13 protein-coding genes are annotated in these 18,660 nt (G+C 36.7%); 7 read left to right on the top strand and 6 right to left on the bottom strand.

The annotated features are described in order from the left end of the window. Positions 1–294: 294 nt before the first annotated feature. The 3 genes from kdpA to QNJ50_RS19525 form a co-directional block, all read right to left on the bottom strand. Entirely contained in the window at positions 295–1,986 is a 1,692-nt protein-coding gene (gene kdpA, locus QNJ50_RS19535; protein ID WP_300638329.1) for a potassium-transporting ATPase subunit KdpA, read from the bottom strand. Positions 1,987–2,403: 417 nt separating this feature from the next. Then, on the bottom strand, positions 2,404–3,327 hold the full coding sequence (gene ylqF / locus QNJ50_RS19530; RefSeq protein WP_300638327.1) for a ribosome biogenesis GTPase YlqF: 924 nt from the start codon (positions 3,325–3,327) through the stop codon (positions 2,404–2,406). Positions 3,328–3,563: 236 nt separating this feature from the next. Continuing rightward, positions 3,564–4,019, bottom strand: a complete 456-nt coding sequence (locus QNJ50_RS19525; RefSeq protein ID WP_366914296.1) for a VOC family protein — start codon at positions 4,017–4,019, stop codon at positions 3,564–3,566. A 597-nt stretch (positions 4,020–4,616) separates the two neighbouring features. On the opposite strand from QNJ50_RS19525, the gene QNJ50_RS19520 reads away from it, so the two are divergent. After that, on the top strand, positions 4,617–5,699 hold the full coding sequence (locus QNJ50_RS19520) for a class I fructose-bisphosphate aldolase (protein WP_300638325.1): 1,083 nt from the start codon (positions 4,617–4,619) through the stop codon (positions 5,697–5,699). 409 nt (positions 5,700–6,108) lie between these two features. Then, entirely contained in the window at positions 6,109–6,741 is a 633-nt protein-coding gene (locus QNJ50_RS19515; RefSeq protein ID WP_300638344.1) for a MotA/TolQ/ExbB proton channel family protein, read from the top strand. A 76-nt stretch (positions 6,742–6,817) separates the two neighbouring features. Here the strand turns inward: QNJ50_RS19515 and QNJ50_RS19510 are convergent, their stop codons facing one another. Then, positions 6,818–7,399, bottom strand: coding sequence for a hypothetical protein (locus QNJ50_RS19510; RefSeq protein WP_300638323.1), 582 nt, complete (start codon positions 7,397–7,399; stop codon positions 6,818–6,820). A 277-nt stretch (positions 7,400–7,676) separates the two neighbouring features. On the opposite strand from QNJ50_RS19510, the gene QNJ50_RS19505 reads away from it, so the two are divergent. After that, the gene (locus tag QNJ50_RS19505; RefSeq protein ID WP_300638321.1) at positions 7,677–8,699 is read left to right on the top strand and encodes an endonuclease/exonuclease/phosphatase family protein; all 1,023 of its coding nucleotides are present in this window, start codon (positions 7,677–7,679) and stop codon (positions 8,697–8,699) included. A 361-nt stretch (positions 8,700–9,060) separates the two neighbouring features. Beyond that, positions 9,061–9,264: a hypothetical protein gene (locus tag QNJ50_RS19500; protein ID WP_300638319.1), complete on the top strand. Its 204-nt coding sequence runs from the start codon at positions 9,061–9,063 to the stop codon at positions 9,262–9,264. Between the two features lie 323 nt (positions 9,265–9,587). On the opposite strand, the gene QNJ50_RS19495 is transcribed toward QNJ50_RS19500, so the two are convergent. After that, a complete protein-coding gene (locus QNJ50_RS19495; protein ID WP_300638317.1) occupies positions 9,588–10,757 on the bottom strand; it encodes a DUF58 domain-containing protein in 1,170 nt (389 codons plus the stop codon). A 415-nt stretch (positions 10,758–11,172) separates the two neighbouring features. Here QNJ50_RS19495 and QNJ50_RS19490 point away from each other — a divergent pair, with 415 nt between their 5' ends. From QNJ50_RS19490 to QNJ50_RS19480, 3 genes are read left to right on the top strand one after another with little or no spacing between them, the layout of a single operon-like run. Continuing rightward, positions 11,173–13,359, top strand: coding sequence for a pentapeptide repeat-containing protein (locus QNJ50_RS19490; protein ID WP_300638315.1), 2,187 nt, complete (start codon positions 11,173–11,175; stop codon positions 13,357–13,359). Positions 13,360–13,368: 9 nt separating this feature from the next. Continuing rightward, entirely contained in the window at positions 13,369–14,415 is a 1,047-nt protein-coding gene (locus QNJ50_RS19485) for an NACHT domain-containing protein (RefSeq protein WP_300638313.1), read from the top strand. Between the two features lie 54 nt (positions 14,416–14,469). Continuing rightward, the gene (locus tag QNJ50_RS19480) at positions 14,470–15,984 is read left to right on the top strand and encodes a hypothetical protein (protein WP_300638311.1); all 1,515 of its coding nucleotides are present in this window, start codon (positions 14,470–14,472) and stop codon (positions 15,982–15,984) included. A 351-nt stretch (positions 15,985–16,335) separates the two neighbouring features. On the opposite strand, the gene typA is transcribed toward QNJ50_RS19480, so the two are convergent. Then, entirely contained in the window at positions 16,336–18,126 is a 1,791-nt protein-coding gene (typA, locus tag QNJ50_RS19475; protein WP_300638309.1) for a translational GTPase TypA, read from the bottom strand. Positions 18,127–18,660: the final 534 nt, after the last annotated feature.

Below are 18,660 nucleotides of genomic sequence, written 5' to 3'. Positions count from 1 at the left end.
TTGGTAATTGGTGATTTATCAAATTTTCATAACAAATTATTGATGAATATTACAAGACATAGATATAAATTTAATACTTATAAATCCGATTTAGAAGTAATAAATCAAAAACTTATAAATCAAAAACTTATAGTTCAAAAAACTTAGAAGTCAAAAACTTACAATGAGAGACGTCATAAATCAAAAACAGAAACATACATAATCACACATTGCAAGTTACAACACATGGCAAGTTATAAATTAAAACTCACAATCACTAATTACACCTTTAATATTACAAATCAAGATATAAATTCATTTTAGTCCTGCAGCAATTTTAAAATTTTCTGCAATAGGACCTAAAGCAAGAAATGGGAAAAAACTCAAAAATCCTAAAATGAAAATTAATGTGATACTAATACTTGTCAATACAGAATTATTCAGTTTTAATTTATTAGATCTCTCTGGAATTATAGGTTTACGCAGCATAATATCTGCTAGCAAAAGAATCGCTATTGTAGGCACATAACGACTAATTAGGATGCTTGCAGCGGTGCTTAAATTCCACCACAGAGTATTATCTTTTAAACTTTCTAAACCAGACCCATTATTCGTTGCAGCTGATGTAAACTCATAAATTACTTGGGATATATTATGAAATCTAATATTATCTACACCCCATAATGTTTGAGGGAAAGCTAAAGTTATTGCCGTAGGTAATAAAATTATGAAGGGATGGATGAGAAGAATTAAGCTACAAAGTAAGACTTCTTTTCTACCAATTTGTTTGCCCAAAAATTGGGTATTTTTTCCAACTAATAATCCTGCTACAAATACAGTTAAAATTTCAAAAATTACTAAATAAACAATCCCAGTTCCTTGTTTGCCCCAAATAATTTGCACAAACATACTTGAAAGGTTAACAAAAATACCTGTTGGCATTAAAGAATCATGCATCCCATTAACTGCACCAGACATTGTCGCAGCAGTTGTGACTGTCCATAGTGCAGTTTGTGCCCAACCAAATCTCAGTTCTTTACCTTCCAAATTAGGTTGTTCTAATCTTAATTGCGCATTAATAATTGGATTTCCTTGTAATTCTCCTACAGCTGTAATTCCAACTAAAATTGTAAAGATTGCAAACACCATCCAAAATAACAGCCAAGACTGTTTGCGGTTGTTGCTAAAGATACCATAGCTGTGAATTAATGCTGTTGGAATTGCTAGCATGGCGATAACTTCAATTAAGTTAGAAGCACCATTAGGATTTTCAAAGGGATGGGCTGAATTAACACTAAAAAAACCACCCCCACTGTTTCCCAAAACTTTAATAATTTCAAAAGATGCTACCGGACCTCTAGCAATATACTGTCTAATACCTTCTAAAGTTCTAACTTCAATAGTACCTGCGAGAGTTTGGGGTACTCCTAAGATTAATAAGGCGATCGCTCCCACAATAGATATTGGCAAAAAAATACGTGTAATCGCCCGGATAATATCAACATAAAAATTTCCTAGAGGTCTACCTGTTATACCGCGAATAAAGGCGATCCCCACAGCTAAGCTTGTCCCACAGGAGGTAAACATGAGAAACCCTACTCCTGCGGTTTGACTAAAATAGCTTAAGGTTTTTTCTCCAGCATAATGTTGTTGACCGGTATTAGTTAAAAAGGAAATAGTAGTATGTAATGTTAAGTCCCAATTAGGAGCACCAAATTGGTTCGGGTTTAAAGGTAAATCGACTTGATAAGTAATGAGAAAATAAACCGCAGTACCCACGAGCAAATTAGTAATAATTGCTGCCCTTGCATACTGCAAACCTTTCATATTTTCTTCTTCTTTTACACCAACTAATTTATAAATTATTTTTTTCTCTAAAGGAATGATAATATTATGAAGTAGGGTTTTTTCTCCAAGGAATACCCGGGCTATGTAGTTTCCTAATCTTGGAGAAATTATAATCAGTATTAATAACGTGAAGCCAATCTGAAAAAAACCTTGTCCCATTATTCCCAAGTCCAGATACGATATTTATTGACTAAAAAACTAGGTATCAAAATAAGGTTATTTTGATACTTTTTTGTCAATAAGTGGTGAGGAGAATATATTTAATTTGTGGTGTTGCATGAAGCATTTGCTAAAAATAACATTAATGATATTTTTAGAAATGAAGCATATGACCTATATACGTCGATTTTGAACCCAGAACAACCAAATTTATATCAAATCTGATTTGGTTAAGGGTAGTTTTTTATTCTCAGAAATATTTTATATACAGCGGCCCTGTTCCACAAGATGTTTATCTTACAAAACTGGGGATTGGTATTAGCGATTGAAGTCAGGAGTCAGGAGTCAGGAGTCAGGAGTCGTAAAGACGCAATATGTCACATCTGTACAGAAGTCAGCAGTTAGGAATTCATCTGTTTAACTTAAACCCAAGTCTAGTGGTAAATCCAAGGGAATTTGACCCAATGAACCTCTGCGAAAATCAGTTAAAATTTTTCTAGCAGCACGTTCCACATCTCCTTGATATCGATTTTTAGCTAAAGCGTGCAAAAATTCGTCTCCAGTAAAATCGCTTGGATCGATTTCATAACGAGACATCAACACTTGTGCTGGTAAGATATTTGCTACGGTTCCATCCTCTGTCGTCTCAGTGTTTACTGTAGCCATGAGGTAATTTACTATATCTATAAATCCTGCTGCTACTAACTGGTTATCATAGGATGCTTCACCAATATCATCACAGATAGCTAACTTCAGTGCTGCTTCTTGGTCTTCTAACTTAATGGGAATTACCCCAGGAGCATCAAGTAATTCTAATTCTTTAGAAATTCGTACCCATCTAAGTTGTCTGGTAACTCCAGGACGAGCTGCACTTTCCACAACTCGTCGCTTTACCAATCGATTAATTAAAGCTGATTTACCGACATTAGGAAAACCAATAACTACCGCCCGTACCGGACGTGGTAACATTCCCCGTTGATGTCTTTTCTGATTAATTTGAGTCCCTGCGGCTTGAGCTGCTTTGGATATTGCTGTTACACCTTTCCCTTGTTGAGCATTGGTGAATAGTGCTCTTTCTCCTTGTTGCTTAAACCAGTCTGTCCAAATTTGTTTTACAGTGGGAGAAATCATATCTACCCGATTCATCACCAAAACTTTTGTTTTGTTACCGACCCATTCATCCACCATTGGATGGTGTGTGGCTAGAGGAATGCGAGCATCTCTAACTTCTAATACCACATCTACTAGTTTTAGTTGTTCTTTCAGTGCTTTTTCTGCTTTCGCAATATGTCCGGGATACCACTGAATCAAATTTAATTTATAGTGTTGAGTAATAGCCATTTTACTTGCATTTAATGGGATGTTTGATGGGAATGGAAGATTGAGAAATATTCAAGAGATTTCGGGAAAATGCAATTTTGCCAAGATACCGAGAATGTAGAATAATTAATAATAGATAAATATAAGCTGTTAACAAATAAATCGATAAGTTAAGAACCACTGAACTCATACAGATTTTGAGTAAAGCTTATACTCCATAAGGCTTAGACAAGGTTGTACATCTTGAAATCTCTCGGTCAGGACTCCAATTCTTTAGAGTGACCATGCCGAATTGTACCTTGGGCTGGTGCTGGGATTGAACCATTTTCAGTACTGGGATTTTCAATTGATTGATGTAAAATGATGCGGTTACCATCAGGGTCGTAAGCGTAAATTTCTCTACCGTGGGAAGCCGTAATAATTTCTCCTGGTGGGGGATAACCTAATGCTGTAAATCGAGAAATAGCATTTTCTAGATTGCTGACTTCCAAGCATAAACTTATTTTACCTTTTGCTGCATTATTAAATTCCGATAGGTGTACATCTTTTGGTCTGAAAATACCCAAATTTACACCAGGAACTTGGAACTTGGCATAGACTTTAGGGATGTAAATTTTTGGTTGTTGTCCCAATATTTGAGTGTAAAAGTCAATAATTCTCTCAAGCTTGATTGTGGCTATAGTAACAAGTGCCTCGTTAATTTGAATAGTCATTTGTTCGGAGTCAAGAAATCAGAAATCTATACTCTCATTATTTACTGGGTTATGTTTTTAAATTTAATATAAAGCTTTGATCGCAATCTTTTAAGTAGGTTAGTAAGAAAAATCATAACTTGTTTGTAATAGCGCTTTAGCGCTAAAGCTCTACTACGAGCCAAATACGAGTATTTTATATTTATTTACATAGCTTACTTTCTTCTTGCCTACTTAACTTAAATTACAAACCCATGATTGGCGAAGGCTAGAGATAAATCTTTTTAAATAAATTGCAGTGATATAAAAAATACATCTAGTGTTTATTTCATTTTTTTCAATAAAATAAATATCAGTAAAAATTATCTTCACTTCTTGATTTGAAGTATGAATTTAAACAATTAAGCTAGTATTATTAGCCCGTTATTGTTACATCTTTTTATCTTTGATTATGCAAATAGAGTTTATGAGAAATGATCTTGAATTTGTTGTCCAAGACTCAAATAAGCATTTATACGATTAAATAAAGAAAAAATAGTTATCTTCTAACTAAAGGATATGTATACGTTAGGCTAAGCATGTTCAACCTAAAAAGACAGAAGTTTTGAGGAGAATGCTATGACTAGCACCTTACCTTCACCCGGGTCTCTCGAGTCGCTACTAGACAAAGAAGCAAAAGATTTACTGACCTATAAGGCGAAAGTTTCTAAAGATTTGCTACATCTACCAGGCTCCGACTTTGTAGATCGGATTTGGGTAAATAGCGATCGCAATCCACAGGTTTTACGCAGTCTGCAACAACTTTATTCTACTGGTCGTTTAGCAAATACTGGCTATCTCTCTATTCTGCCTGTTGACCAAGGTATCGAACACTCAGGTAGCGCCTCATTTGCTCCGAACCCAATTTATTTTGACCCCGAAAATATTATTAAGCTTGCAATTGAAGGGGGCTGTAATGCTGTTGCAACGACATTGGGAGTATTGGGTATTGTTTCCCGTAAATATGCTCATAAAATTCCTTTCATCGTCAAAATTAACCACAATGAACTTCTAAGCGTTCCTAACCAATTCGACCAAGTAATGTTTGCTGATGTGGAACAGGCTTGGAATTTGGGTGCAACAGCAGTAGGTGCAACAATTTATTTTGGTTCGGAAAACTCAACCCGCCAGATTCAAGAAGTTAGCCGAGCTTTTAAACGCGCTCACGAATTGGGTATGGTAACTATTTTGTGGTGTTATCTACGTAATAGTGCTTTCAAACAAGATAAAGATTATCACCTTGCTGCGGATTTAACCTCCCAAGCAAATCATTTGGGTGTGACCATTGAAGCTGATATTATCAAACAAAAATTACCTCAAAATAATAATGGTTATGCTGCAGTAGCAAAAGCGATCGGTAAAAGCTACGGTAAAACCCATGACAAAGTTTATTCTGAACTGACAACAGATCACCCTATTGACTTAACTCGCTATCAAGTTCTGAATTGTTATTGCGGACGTGCAGGTTTAATTAGTTCTGGTGGTGCATCCGGTAAGAATGATTTTGCAGATGCTGTTCGCACCGCAATCATTAACAAACGTGCTGGTGGAACTGGATTAATTTCCGGACGTAAAACCTTCCAACGTCCTTTTGAAGAAGGGGTTAAACTTTTTCATCTCATTCAAAATGTCTATCTATCCTCAGAAATAACAATTGCTTAATTACTTAATAGATATAGCAACAGATGTCGTTTGGTAGAAATAGGGAAGAGGGAATTGGGAATTGAAGAATATTTTCCCAGCCAATTGTGGTAAATGCTATATCTTCTACCTTCATTATTTTCGTTATTCAGTTCAAATTTAGTGCTAGAGACGTACTATAGTGCGTCTCTACTTACGTCTGATTAATTAACTGTACTTTCTCTCTTCAATAAGGAGATAACAGGGAAAGGTAATAAATAGGAAGAAGCGATCTCAGGTAAATGACAACATATGAGTATGGCAAAAATAATCCTAAATTCTTGCTGAGACAGATGATGCAAATTATACTAAAAAGTTTTATTTTATTGTTGTAAAACTGGTAAGCTGACAAATTTAGTGGTGTGAGAAAATCACAATGGGAACTCAAGCTTTGTTTGCCCAAAATCTATTTACAGCTGGTGGTGTTGTGATGATACCCCTTTTGGGGTTCTCAATTTTAGCAGTGATGCTAATTATTGAACGTATTAGTTTCTGGGTGAAAATTAATCGGCGTCAAAGACTAGTAGTACGAGAAGTCTTAAGCCTTTACCGCCAAAATAATGTTGTAGGTGCAATTGACAAACTTAGAAAAAATACTGATTTACCTATTTCCCGAATTTTTCTTGCTGCTTTAGAATTAGAACAACCCAACCCAGAAGAATTTCGTTTAGCACTGGAAAGCGAAGCGCAAGCAGAAATTCCTTTACTTAAACGCTTTCAAAATATTTTTGAGACTATAATTAGTCTTGCACCATTACTAGGTCTTTTAGGTACTGTACTAGGGTTAATCGCTTCTTTCGCCTCGCTCAATCTTGGTGATGTTGGGGGAACAAAAACCTCAGGGGTTACGGGTGGTATTAGTGAAGCCTTAGTATCTACGGCTTTTGGCTTGATTGTAGCAATATTTACTCTATTATTTGCTAATACCTTTAGAGGTCTTTACCAACGTCAAATAGCGTCGATCCAAGAATATGGCGGACAATTAGAACTTCTTTATCGTCGACGCTACGAGGGTGGAGAATAAAAATTATTTTTCCGCTTTGTGCTTGCTTAAAGGAAAAATCGATAATGCTAATTTCAAAAAATGCAGCTTTTCTAAGCTATTTTTTGAAGATTACTTGAAAAGAATTTAAATATCCCCTGATGCTTTTTTGCAGGTATTTTTCCTGTTTTCTGGTTGTAATTACCATTGCTTGGTACAAGCGCCCGTGGGCAAAAAACATCCGGTTTCTGGTAACTTTTCCCGCACTATTAATATATTCAATTTCCTTGCCGGGGTGATTGTTGTAACTGCGTATATTGCGTTGGCTAACCAATTTACTTTGGGTCGTCTTCAAAGCCATTTTTTGAGCATTATCAAGTACTTCTTGGGGATTAGCCATTTTACCGTAGTTGTGGGGGAAATCGTTATAAGCAACTACATATGCAACTTGCTGTTTGGGTGGTTTTGCCAAGAAAATTTGTAAATTAATTTCTCCCATGAAGGTTTTTTGAGTTTGATTCATTTTTTCCGGTTTTCCTGGCATTAATACCTGAAAAGTACCATCTGGACCGGTAAATACTTGCCATTTTGATTTGGCTGTTTTTGATAAAACTGTTTGTGGTAAATGCATTTCCAGTCCAGCGAATCCAGTAAATATCAAGGTTGTGGCGATTAATGATAGAAAAAATTTTTTTGTCATAGTTTTTGCTTTTAAGATTGTTGATATTACTTATACGCTGTTAGGAAAGTTATAACCTATGACACCTATAACCTAAATTCGGAAATTGCTGATATCTATTACTTATGAGACAGTATTTTCTTAAGTATTTTTACGGCTATATAGTTGGAGCTTGATTTGAGCGTAGAATTACTGAAAACTCTTACTTCTAAATTTTTATCTCTCAGATATCGCGCTATGTAATAAAGTTAGGAAATTGATAAATGATGACTTGCGCATAGCGCCATATGATTGTTATATGAAACAAATTTTATTCAAACTCCTAGGTATTAGTGGTGTTTCCTTCGGAGTAATTCTAGGATCCATAGTTATATTCTACTTTTGGGCGAGTTCTAGCAGCTATCCTCAAGAAAAATATGCAGAAGTTGTTAAATATAAAAACTCAGATGTAATTGATAGCGATCGTGACAATGATAATGTTTTTACAGTTGTTACTTACAATATTGGTTACTTATCAGGATTAACAAACAATACAGCGATCGCTACCAGCAAAGAGCTTTTTGAAAGTAACCTCAAAACTGTGATTACAGCCTTAAAATCTTCCAAACCAGATTTAATTGCTTTTCAGGAAATAGATATAAATTCCCAACGTTCCTTTAACATTCATCAAGTAAATAAAATTGCTGAAGCTTTAAATTTTCCCCAAGCTGCAATTGCTATTAACTGGGATAAAAATTACGTCCCTTTTCCTTATTTCCCATTTTCGGCACACTTCAAGCGTATTTTATCAGGACAAGCTATTCTTAGCCGCTATCAAATTGAGTCTCACGAACGCATTGTCTTAGACAGAGTAACTGATAAACCTTTTTTTTATAAGGCTTTTTATATTGACAGATTGGCACAAATTACCAAAATCAATATTCAAGGTCGTTCTGTGATATTAATAAATGTTCATTTAGAAGCCTTTGAGACATCTACTCGTCAGAAACAAACTGAATTTATTCAAGAATTATTATCTCAATATGTTAATAAATATCCAGTATTGCTAATTGGTGATTTTAACAGTACCCTCATTAACGGTAATAATCCCCAACCTACTATTAATTTACTATTAAAAAATCCAGACCTTAAATCAGCAGTTCCCCAGGAAAATTTGACTGACAAAAAAGCAATGACTTTCCCTTCAGATAAGCCAATAGCCAAATTAGATTATATCTTTTACACTCCCAAAACTATAGAAGTTGTGGAATGGGGAATTATTTCTGAAGCTAAACAAGCATCTGACCATTTACCTTTGATGATGAAGTTTCGTTTCCGTTAACAGGTGTCGGTTATCAGTTAACAGTTATCAGTTATCAGTTATCAGTTAGCAGTTACCAATTAGCTATTTTAGTAATATGAGGAAATCATAATAAATTAATATCAATTCAATATCAATTGTTACGTAATTATCCCTCAAGATATTGTTTCCTTAATTAACCTATATCTGTGAACTCTGGTTCAAATTCTTGTGTTAATAGATTTAGCTAATCCAAATAACTGGTTAAATGCATTCATTAACACATTCAAGTGTGATCATTCTTTGACATACTTTGTCAATCAGTATAAGTGCTTACAAATTTTCTCAACCAGTCTGTCACAATCCGGAACAATAGGACACAAAATATATCGAGGTGTAATTTATGTCTGATATACCTAATGGCGGTCAAATGACTTGGAGACCCCCTGGAGTCACCGAGCCGGCTTTACATTTACGACTTAGTCCTTCTGAACCTTGGCGCTCTTTTAAGGAATTTCCTGAGTACGCGCTTAATGACCCACCAGGTTTTTCTGAAGGATATGCAACTTTTCTGAATTTACTTAAAAGAAACTGGCAGTCTCTGTAATCAAGAAGTATAGCAGGCAGGCTTCTCGACTCACATAGACTGCAAGTCCATTTACAGACTATAACTAAATGCCGATATTTTCATCACCACTTAAACATTTTGTAATGTTTGAATATGTGAGTATATCGGCGTTTATTTTGGTTATCTATCTACTTCACCTCAGAATGTGAACAAGTAACCTCTGTAGAGACGCGACATGATGACCTTGCGGTCACGCAATACCTATAGCTGCGCTACCTGCGGATCCGGTACGCTGTCGCTAAGCGCTAACGCGTCTCTACAATATTGATTTTTACAAATGATTTAGGATTGCTATATCAAGCTTAAATTTGAGCAATATCTAATTTTTGTTGCAATTGAGTTTTTAGTGCTTTCTCTTGCTCGATCGCGATACCGGGATAATCTCGATTTAATACTACTTGTTTTTCTCCAGAGTTTACTGGTTGCCATAGTAGCCAACGACTCCCCACAGGTAAAGAAGATAAAGTTAGAGGGTTTTGAGTTAACCAAATTAACGGGAGTTTTGGTAGTTCTTGGTTGCAAGTATCTTCTAAAGGATTAGTTGCTGCTAAGGTTTCTAAAACTAGGCGTTCGCCCCTAACTAAACTTGTTTCAGATGTCCACAGTTGCACTTGTATTGTATTTTTCTGGGCATAAAAATACATGGATGCTGCTGCAATTACAGCTTGTTCAAAATTCTCAGTTTCCCATTTACCAGCACTATCTAAAGCTATGATAATCTCTTGTCCGGAGGTCACTAATTCTAATTCCCGTACTCTTAGATCGCCCATGCGGGCGCTGCTGCGCCAGTGAATTAAACGCATAGGATCCCCAATACGGTAAGGACGTAAAGAACGAGTTATTCCTTCACTTGCAGTATGGAAGGGTCTACCGTGAGGATAGTTAAATCTGCAATCTTCTCCACGGATTTCATCAACTAAAGGACAATGACTTAAAGGTAAAACTGTGGGGTAAACAATAGCCCTCGCAGCACATTTATGCTGACGACGCGACCAAAACAATCCAAAAGGTGCGCCTGTTGCGAACTCCACATTTTCCCAACGATAGATACCTCTTCGCTGAGTTCGGTAGTAATATTGCCAACGGTAAGTATCTTGGGGTGGAATAATTTCAACTGCTTGGGCGATAGATTCCCCCAATATATAGGGCAAAATATCTTTTACTTGTATTAATCTTATTGGCTTTTTAGTAGAGTTAGTAATCTCCAATTCTACTGTTAGATCCTCTCCTACTGTTACTGCTTGGATCGGTAACCGAGCAACAGAAATTCCTGACAAAAAACGTGGTGGTAAAAACGCTGCGATCGCTAACAGGGAAAAACTTACTGCGCTAATTACGTAGAGCCAGCCAGCCATAGTATTAATTGCTGCGGCAAAAAAACAAATTGCGATCGCTCCTAATACCATCCCACTATAGGCGGGAGCGCAAGCACGGGTTTCTAGCCAATTAATTATAGGTTTAAATATATTCATAGCACCTAGCGTAACCTATAATTTTGTGATGAGTAATGATTCCGAGCTTCATTCCCGCTTGCTCAAGCATGATTTATCATCCGTTTTCACCCAGTTCTAGCAGTAACTCAAACCTATTCACCAGAAGCACCCAAAAATAACGCCACAACAGCTAGGTTTTGAGACTTCGCCATGCAGTTCAATTTTCTAGTAATGGGTAATGAGAATTAGTAACTGGCAATTGTCAATCAGTAATGGTTATTGGTTGATGGGTAAAATACTGCTACTTTTTCAATTATTGTTATATGCGTAACAAGCAATTTTAAGTGATTACAAGTATTATTTATCCAGAAAATATTTAAATTTCTAAATTAATTAGGGGTGTTGCAGGTAGAAATAATACACAAAACTTACTTCATAGCAGAAGGTTAAAGGCATGAAAGCCAGTGAGGTGTTGAGGAGATATAAAGAAGGTGAAAGGGATTTCTGTCGCGTAAATCTTAGGGGTCAGTCTTTCAAGGGTCAAAATCTTTCAGGAGCAGACTTTAGTTATGCAGATATTCGTAGCACAAATTTTAGTTGTGCGAAATTGCAGGGAGCGAACTTTACTGGCGCAAAAGCAGGTTTGCAAAAGCGTTGGGCATTGATCCTGCTTATGCTTTCTTGGTTTTTGTCGGTAATATCATTTTTTCTTTTCCTGCATAATGAATCTTTAATAATGTACACAGTTAATCTTTCGGCTAGTCCTGAGAACAAAGTTACAGGCTGGGTAGCACTGATTGTTACGATTATTGTATATATTGTTATTATTAACCAAGGAATAGAGGCAAGTCTTGTCTTCGTCATAGTTATAGCTATAGTTGGAGCCGGAGCCAGAGTCTTCGTCGGAGTCATAGCTTTTGCCGGAGCCACAGCTTTCGCCAAAGTCGAACTTGTAAAACTTGTAGTCGGAAGTGGAGCATTTGGAGCCTTTGCAGGAGTCGTAACTATAATCGAAGTCTTCGTTGGGACCGTAGCTTTTGCTGGAGCCGCAACTGTCGCTGGAGCCAAAGCTGGGTTGAAAGCCGGAGCTTTTGCCGGATCTGTAACTATAACTGTAGCTGGAATTGTAGCTGGAGCCATAGTTGTAATCTTAGCAATAGTCGGAGCTATAATAAGCAGTTTAATTGCTTACCAAGCAATTAAGGAAAATGACAAATATACTTTAGTACGGAATTTTGCAGTTGCTTTTGCTGCTATTGGTGGAACGAGTTTTCGTGCTGCGGATCTAACGGATGCAAATTTTACCTCTGCTCAACTTAAAAGTACAGATTTACGAGGGGCTAAACTTATTCGTACTTGTTTTAACAAGACTAAGTTACTTAATCGCGTTCGTCCTGGCACTTCTTACTTACAACATCCTCAGATATGCAAATTACTCAGCACCAGACAAGGACAAGATAAAAATTTTGACCGTCTGGATTTACGGGGAATTAACTTAAAAGCTGCTTTGTTAACAGATGTCAGTTTTATTGGTGCAGACTTAAGCGAAGCTTGTTTACAAGACGCGGATTTATCCAGAGCTCAATTAGTCCAAACTCAGTTAGATAGAACCGACTTTACAGGGGCTATACTTACCGGTGCATATATAGAAGATTGGGGCATTACCAATGAAACCAGATTTCACGAAGTAAGGTGTGAATATGTACATATGCGATTCCCTACTACAGAAAACCCCGATCCTTGGCGCAAACCTAATAATAAAGAAGAAGTATTTGCTGATGGGGAATTTAGCGACTTCATTAAACCACTAGTTGATACACTTGACCTTTACCACAATTCCAGTATTGACCCCCGTGCGATCGCAATTTCATTCAAAGAATTAGCAGAGAATAACCCAGATGCTGAGCTAGAAATTGTGGCAATGGAAAAAAGGGGGAAAGATAAATTTTTACTTCGTGCGAAAACTGCACCATTAGCTGATAAATCCCAACTAAGTGCAGAATATTTTGAAATTTATAATCAGGTCAAAGCTTTGGCAGAGAAAGAAGTTCAAACTTTAATGGCAGAAAAAGATAACAGAATTCGTAGTTTAGAAAATTTTGTAAATACGGCTTTAAAAAGCCCTAGTTCTTATTCAAACACTCAAATAGAAGAGGTAAGTAATATGAATAACAATCCTGGTGGATTGTCAGTTGGTGGTAATGTTGGCGGTAATGTTAATAATGTCCAAGGGGATAATAATCGTGCCGTTCAAGGTGACAACAACCAAGGTGTGCTTGGTGACAATAATCAAGTCACACAACAGAATCAAGTAGATTTAGATGCTGACACACCGTTAACTAAAGAGGATGTTGTCAAGTTATTAGCAAAACTTGAAGCTTTGGTTAAAACCGCAGAATTGTCAGCAGAGACTAAAGAAGAAGTAGTTGAAGATTTAAGTGCAGCGAAGAAAGCAACTGATAAAGAGGATCCGAAAAAGAACATAGCACTAGCTAATTTAGAAAGTGTGGCACAAACACTTGAAAAAACTAGCAAAACGGTAGATGCTGGTCAGAAACTTTGGAATAAAGCTAAACCTATAATTACCAAAATAGCTGGTTGGTTAGGTGCTGCTGCTAGTTCTTACTTATTAAAGTTGTAAGTCTGATTTATGAATCAGTTACCACCTGATAAATCCGATCCACAACAGCCTGCTGATGATTCATCTCAAAAGCAGCAGGCTGATACTTCCAGACCGGATAATGTAGTTCAAGGTAATCAAAATCGAGTTGTTCAGGGTGATAAAAATACGGTAATTCAGGGAAATAATAACTTTTTAAACAGTACCTTGAATTTTATTTTTAATTCTGCACGCCAGATTAGTGGTGAATCACAAATATTAGTAAAACGCGATAAAGTTCAAGAAAAACTGTTAAAAATAGTCAATACAGAAGTAGAAAATCGAATCAATAGTTCACTTCACAATCATGTTTATATTGTCTTAGATAAAGAACAAAATCCATCTCAGGTTGAATCTCCTTGGGAGATGGAAGTAAAGGTTGGTTTTCAACCGAAATTTACTTTACAGAATACAGAAATTATTACAGTTTTTGATCTCACTGATATTGCTGGTAGATTATTAATCCTAGGTGAGCCTGGTTCAGGTAAAACTACCATGCTTCTCAAGTTAGCTTCCGATTTAATCAAACGTGCTAATGAAAATCCTAGCCATCCTATACCAGTATTATTTTCTTTATCAGCTTGGAAAAAAGATAATCAAAATATCAAAGATTGGTTAGTAGAGCAACTTAAAGAGAAATATGGGGTACGAAAAGATATTGGTAAACAGTGGGTAGAGAATCAAGAAATTATACCCCTTTTAGATGGCTTAGATGAGTTAGCAGCAGAACGCCAAGAAGGGTGTATCATAAAAATCAATGAATTTCTCAAACCTGGAACTTGGAGTAATCCTTTGGTGGTTTGTAGTCGCACAGAAGAGTATCAACATCATGCAACTTTATTGCAATTAAATAACTCTCTGGAATTATCTCCTTTTACTCCTCAACAAGTTTATGAGTATCTACCAAATACAGATAATTTGCAATTCTGGGACAGTATTAATAATGATGTAGATTTAAATCAGTTAGCTCAAACACCACTTTTATTAAATATCATTGTCCTTTCTGCTCAAGAAATATCTATAGAAACTTGGCAGTAGTTTAAGACTTATGAGGAACGTCATTTTTATTTATTTGAAGCTTATATTCGTAGAATGCTTAAACGTCCCTATAAGGGCAAACAGCCTCAGCATGAAAAAACTCAACGCTGGTTAAGTTGGTTAGCACTGCGGTTAACCGAGGTAAATACAACAGAGTTTTTAATTGAAAAAATACAACCATCTTTTCTGTCAAGTAAAGTTCAAAGAGTTGTTTACAATATGGTTGTATGGGGGATTATATCAGGACTGATTTTTGGGCTTCTGTCTGGGCTTATTGATAATAATTCCCTTAATTTTGGTTTGATTACTGAACTGATTATTTTTGGGCTGATTTTTGGGCTGATTTTTGGGCTGATTAATGGGTTGATTGGCGAGTTAATAGAAAATAAAATTGAAAAAATCACTTTAATTGCTTCTTTACCAAGCCTTAGTGCAGTAGTTATAAAATGGCTGATTTTGCTATTGGTTTATTGGTTATTTTGGGGGGTGATTAATGGGCTGATTGTTGGGACGATTAATGGTCTTATTTTTTGGATAATTCATATGCTGAATATTAGGTTTACTGGAGATAAGATTCAAACAATTAACTCTCTAAAATTTAATATAAAAGTAACTTTTGTGGTGCTGATTAATGTGCTGCTTTTTGGGCTAGTTTCTGGGCTAATCTCTGGGCTAGTTTCTGGGCTAATCTCTGGGCTAGTTTCTGTATTTATTGGTGAGTTAAGAGAAAATAAAATTGAAAAAATAATTATTTTAATTGCTACTTTACTAAGCTCTAGTAAAGTAGCTACAAAATGGCTGATTATTGGGTTGCTTCTTGGGCTGACGATGGGGTTGATGGGGTTACTTTTTTGGCTGCTGAATCATGGGCAAGATGTGAGGACGGGGTTAGTTCTTGGGCTGATTCCTGGGCTGATTATTGGGCTGGTTTCTGGGCTGATTCTTGGACTGATTGGAGATAATATTCAAACAATTGAGTCTCTGAAATTTAATCGAAAAAAATCTTTTGTTGGGCTGGCTTTTGGGCTGATTTCTGGGCTGATTATTGGGCTGGCTTTTGGGCTGATTTGGGGGTTATTTTTTGGGCTGATTTGGGGGTTATATTTTTGGCTATTTTTTGGGCCGATTATTGGGCTGATTTCTGGGGTAGATGGGGTTGAATTTGAAAATAAAAAAATCCCTAATCAAGGTATTCATCAATCAATTATCAATACTTTATTTTTATCTTTTTTGGGCTATATTTGCGCAGCATTATTAGTCTTTGTATATCTAAAATTTTCCACAGATATAAAGATTAATGAAGTACTATTTACTAGTTTAGTGTCAGGATTATTTTTTGGACTATTGATTGGAATACCCAGAACTGGAACACCAGCTATGAAACACTTCGTTTTGCGTGTCGTTCTTTGGTCTAGCGGCTACATTCCCTGGAACTATGCCAAGTTTCTCAATTACTCCACAAATCGCCTATTTCTACAACGAGTGGGTGGTCGCTATCGCTTCACCCACAAAATGCTGCAAGACCACTTCGCCCAAATGCAGCTTGAGAGCAGAAACCTTCGAAGCTGATTCCATCTCTGATATCACATATTTTCCAAAGTTACTTTACTAATCCCCAGTCCCCAAATATAAAATATTGAATTTACATAAATTAATAGTAATTTTTGTGTAAAGAAGTTAAGATCGTACCACGGGCTTAACCAGGGCATTTTCAATGGTTTGCCAGACTACAAAGATAAACAGAGATAAACAGGTTTTACAAGCGTTGTTTTTTAAAAATTGGCTGTAATGGCATCTACCACTGATAAATAGTTAGTAATTATCGGTTTGGCGAATAGAAAATATGATAAAGGGTAAAGGTTTGGGATTCTGAACCTCTACCCTTAATTTTTCCTAGGTATGTTTACGAGTTAAGTATTTTTACCGTCTCGCCAATTTCTTGGACATCTTACGCAAACGAATTGACTCGGGAGTGATTTCCACTAATTCGTCTGGTCCAATGTATTCCAATGCTCTTTCCAAGCTCATTTCTACGGGTGTTTGCAATTGGACTAATTCATCTCCAGTTGCAGAACGGTGGTTTGTTAACTGCTTGGTTTTGCAGACATTCAAATCTAGGTCTTGAGGACGGTTATTTTCTCCGACTATCATTCCTTTGTAAACTTTAGTACCTGGGGTAATAAAGAAGGAACCGCGATCCTCAGCATTTTTCAGAGCGTAGAAAGTTGCAACACCTTCTTCAAAAGCAATTAAAACGCCATTACGACGGGTAGTAATTTCACCAATAATCGGACGATAATCAAGAAAACTATGGTTCATGATACCGTCACCGCGAGTGATACGCATGAATTCACCCCGGAAACCAATTAAGCCACGAGCGGGAATTACAAACTCTAGTTGGGAGCGTCCGTTACCACCCATTTGCATGTCTTGCATTTCGCCTTTACGCTGTCCGAGTCGTTCAATACAACCACCTACAGCTTCTTCAGGAACGTCAAGAACTAAAAGCTCGTAAGGTTCGCAAGGTTGTCCGCTAACTTCACGGTAAATTACCTGTGGCTGGGATACTTGAAACTCATAACCTTCACGGCGCATGGTTTCAATTAAAATACCCAAGTGAAGTTCGCCACGACCAGAAACTTTAAATTTATCGGGAGAGTCGCTTTCTTCAACACGTAAAGCAACATTAGTTTCCAATTCCCGCATTAGGCGATCGCGAATTTGGCGAGAGGTAACAAAACTACCTTCTTTACCAGCAAAGGGCGAGTCATTAACCGAAAAGGTCATTTGTAATGTCGGTTCGTCGACTTTAATTAGTGGTAAAGCCTGGGGTTCGTTGGGACAAGTGATAGTTTCACCAATGTTTGCATCTGCAAAACCAGCAACAGCAACCAGATTTCCTGCGGATGCTTCTTCCATCTCAACGCGTTTGAGACCTTCAAAGCCCATCAATTTACTAATTTTGGCTTTGACAGTTTTGCCATCTTCTTTAACTAAAGCGGCTTGTTGTCCGGCTTTAATAACACCGTTGTGAATTCTACCAATTACGATTCTACCCAGATATTCTGAGTAATCTAGGGTTGTAACCTGCAATTGTAATGGTTTTTCTGCATCACCTACTGGGGGTGGAACGTGGCGCAACACAGCTTCAAATAAGGGTTGCATATCCTTGGGTTCATCATCCAAGTCATTTTTAGCGTAACCGGAAAGACCAGAAGCAAATAGGTAGGGGAAATCGCACTGATCGTCATCAGCACCTAATTCTAAGAATAAATCTAATACCTTATCGACTGCACCATGGGGGTCTGCTTGGGGACGGTCAATTTTGTTAACTACAACAATTGGGCGCAGTCCTTTTTCCAATGCTTTCTTTAACACAAAACGTGTTTGTGGCATTGGACCTTCGTTAGCATCAACAATAAGGATACAGCCATCTACCATACCAAGTACCCGTTCGACTTCGCCACCGAAATCGGCGTGTCCGGGAGTATCAACAATATTGATTAATGTTTCTTGATAGCGAACTGCTGTATTTTTAGAAAGAATAGTAATACCCCGTTCTCTTTCGAGGTCGTTGGAGTCCATGACGCAATCAGGAACGTCTTCCCCTTGACGGAAAATGCCGGACTGTTTCAGTAGAGAATCAACGAGGGTTGTTTTGCCGTGGTCAACGTGGGCAATAATGGCGACGTTACGAATTGAGAGCGTCATAGGAACATTCCAGAAGTGCGGGTAATATAACTTAATATTGTGATCCAGCTCTTAATAACAGAATTCGGAAAAATTTGCTAATTCTGTAAACAAGCCTTAATAATTCTATCTCAATGTTAACGATCCACGTAAATTTTTGAAAGCAAAACTTTGGGGTTTAAAGTGGCGAAAAGTAGGTTAAATCACGACAAATAGAAGATTGAAGGCTAATATATGTATCACTTACAATTTTTTTGGTCAAAATTATTTAATTAATCTTCCTAAAGTAGCTACATAGACTTTCACTGTTATGTGATTTTAATGGGAACTACTGAAATTATTTATCTTATTACTACTCGATGAAGTTCTAATTTTCAAATAATGTAATATTAGTTACCAAGAGTATGGATTGTTCAGTATGCTTAGCCATGTTTTTGTTGGGTTAGAGACAGCCTAACCCAACCTAAGTAAGTAGGCAAGAAAAAAGTAAACTATGTAAATAAATATAAAATACTCGTATTTGGCTCGTAGTAGCGCTTTAGCGCTAAAGCGCTA

It is taken from the genome of Mastigocoleus sp. MO_188.B34, assembly GCF_030065675.1.
Lineage (GTDB): Bacteria > Cyanobacteriota > Cyanobacteriia > Cyanobacteriales > Nostocaceae > Mastigocoleus.
Note: the sequence above shows the minus strand (reverse complement) of the source record. Positions and strands in the feature narration are given on the sequence as shown.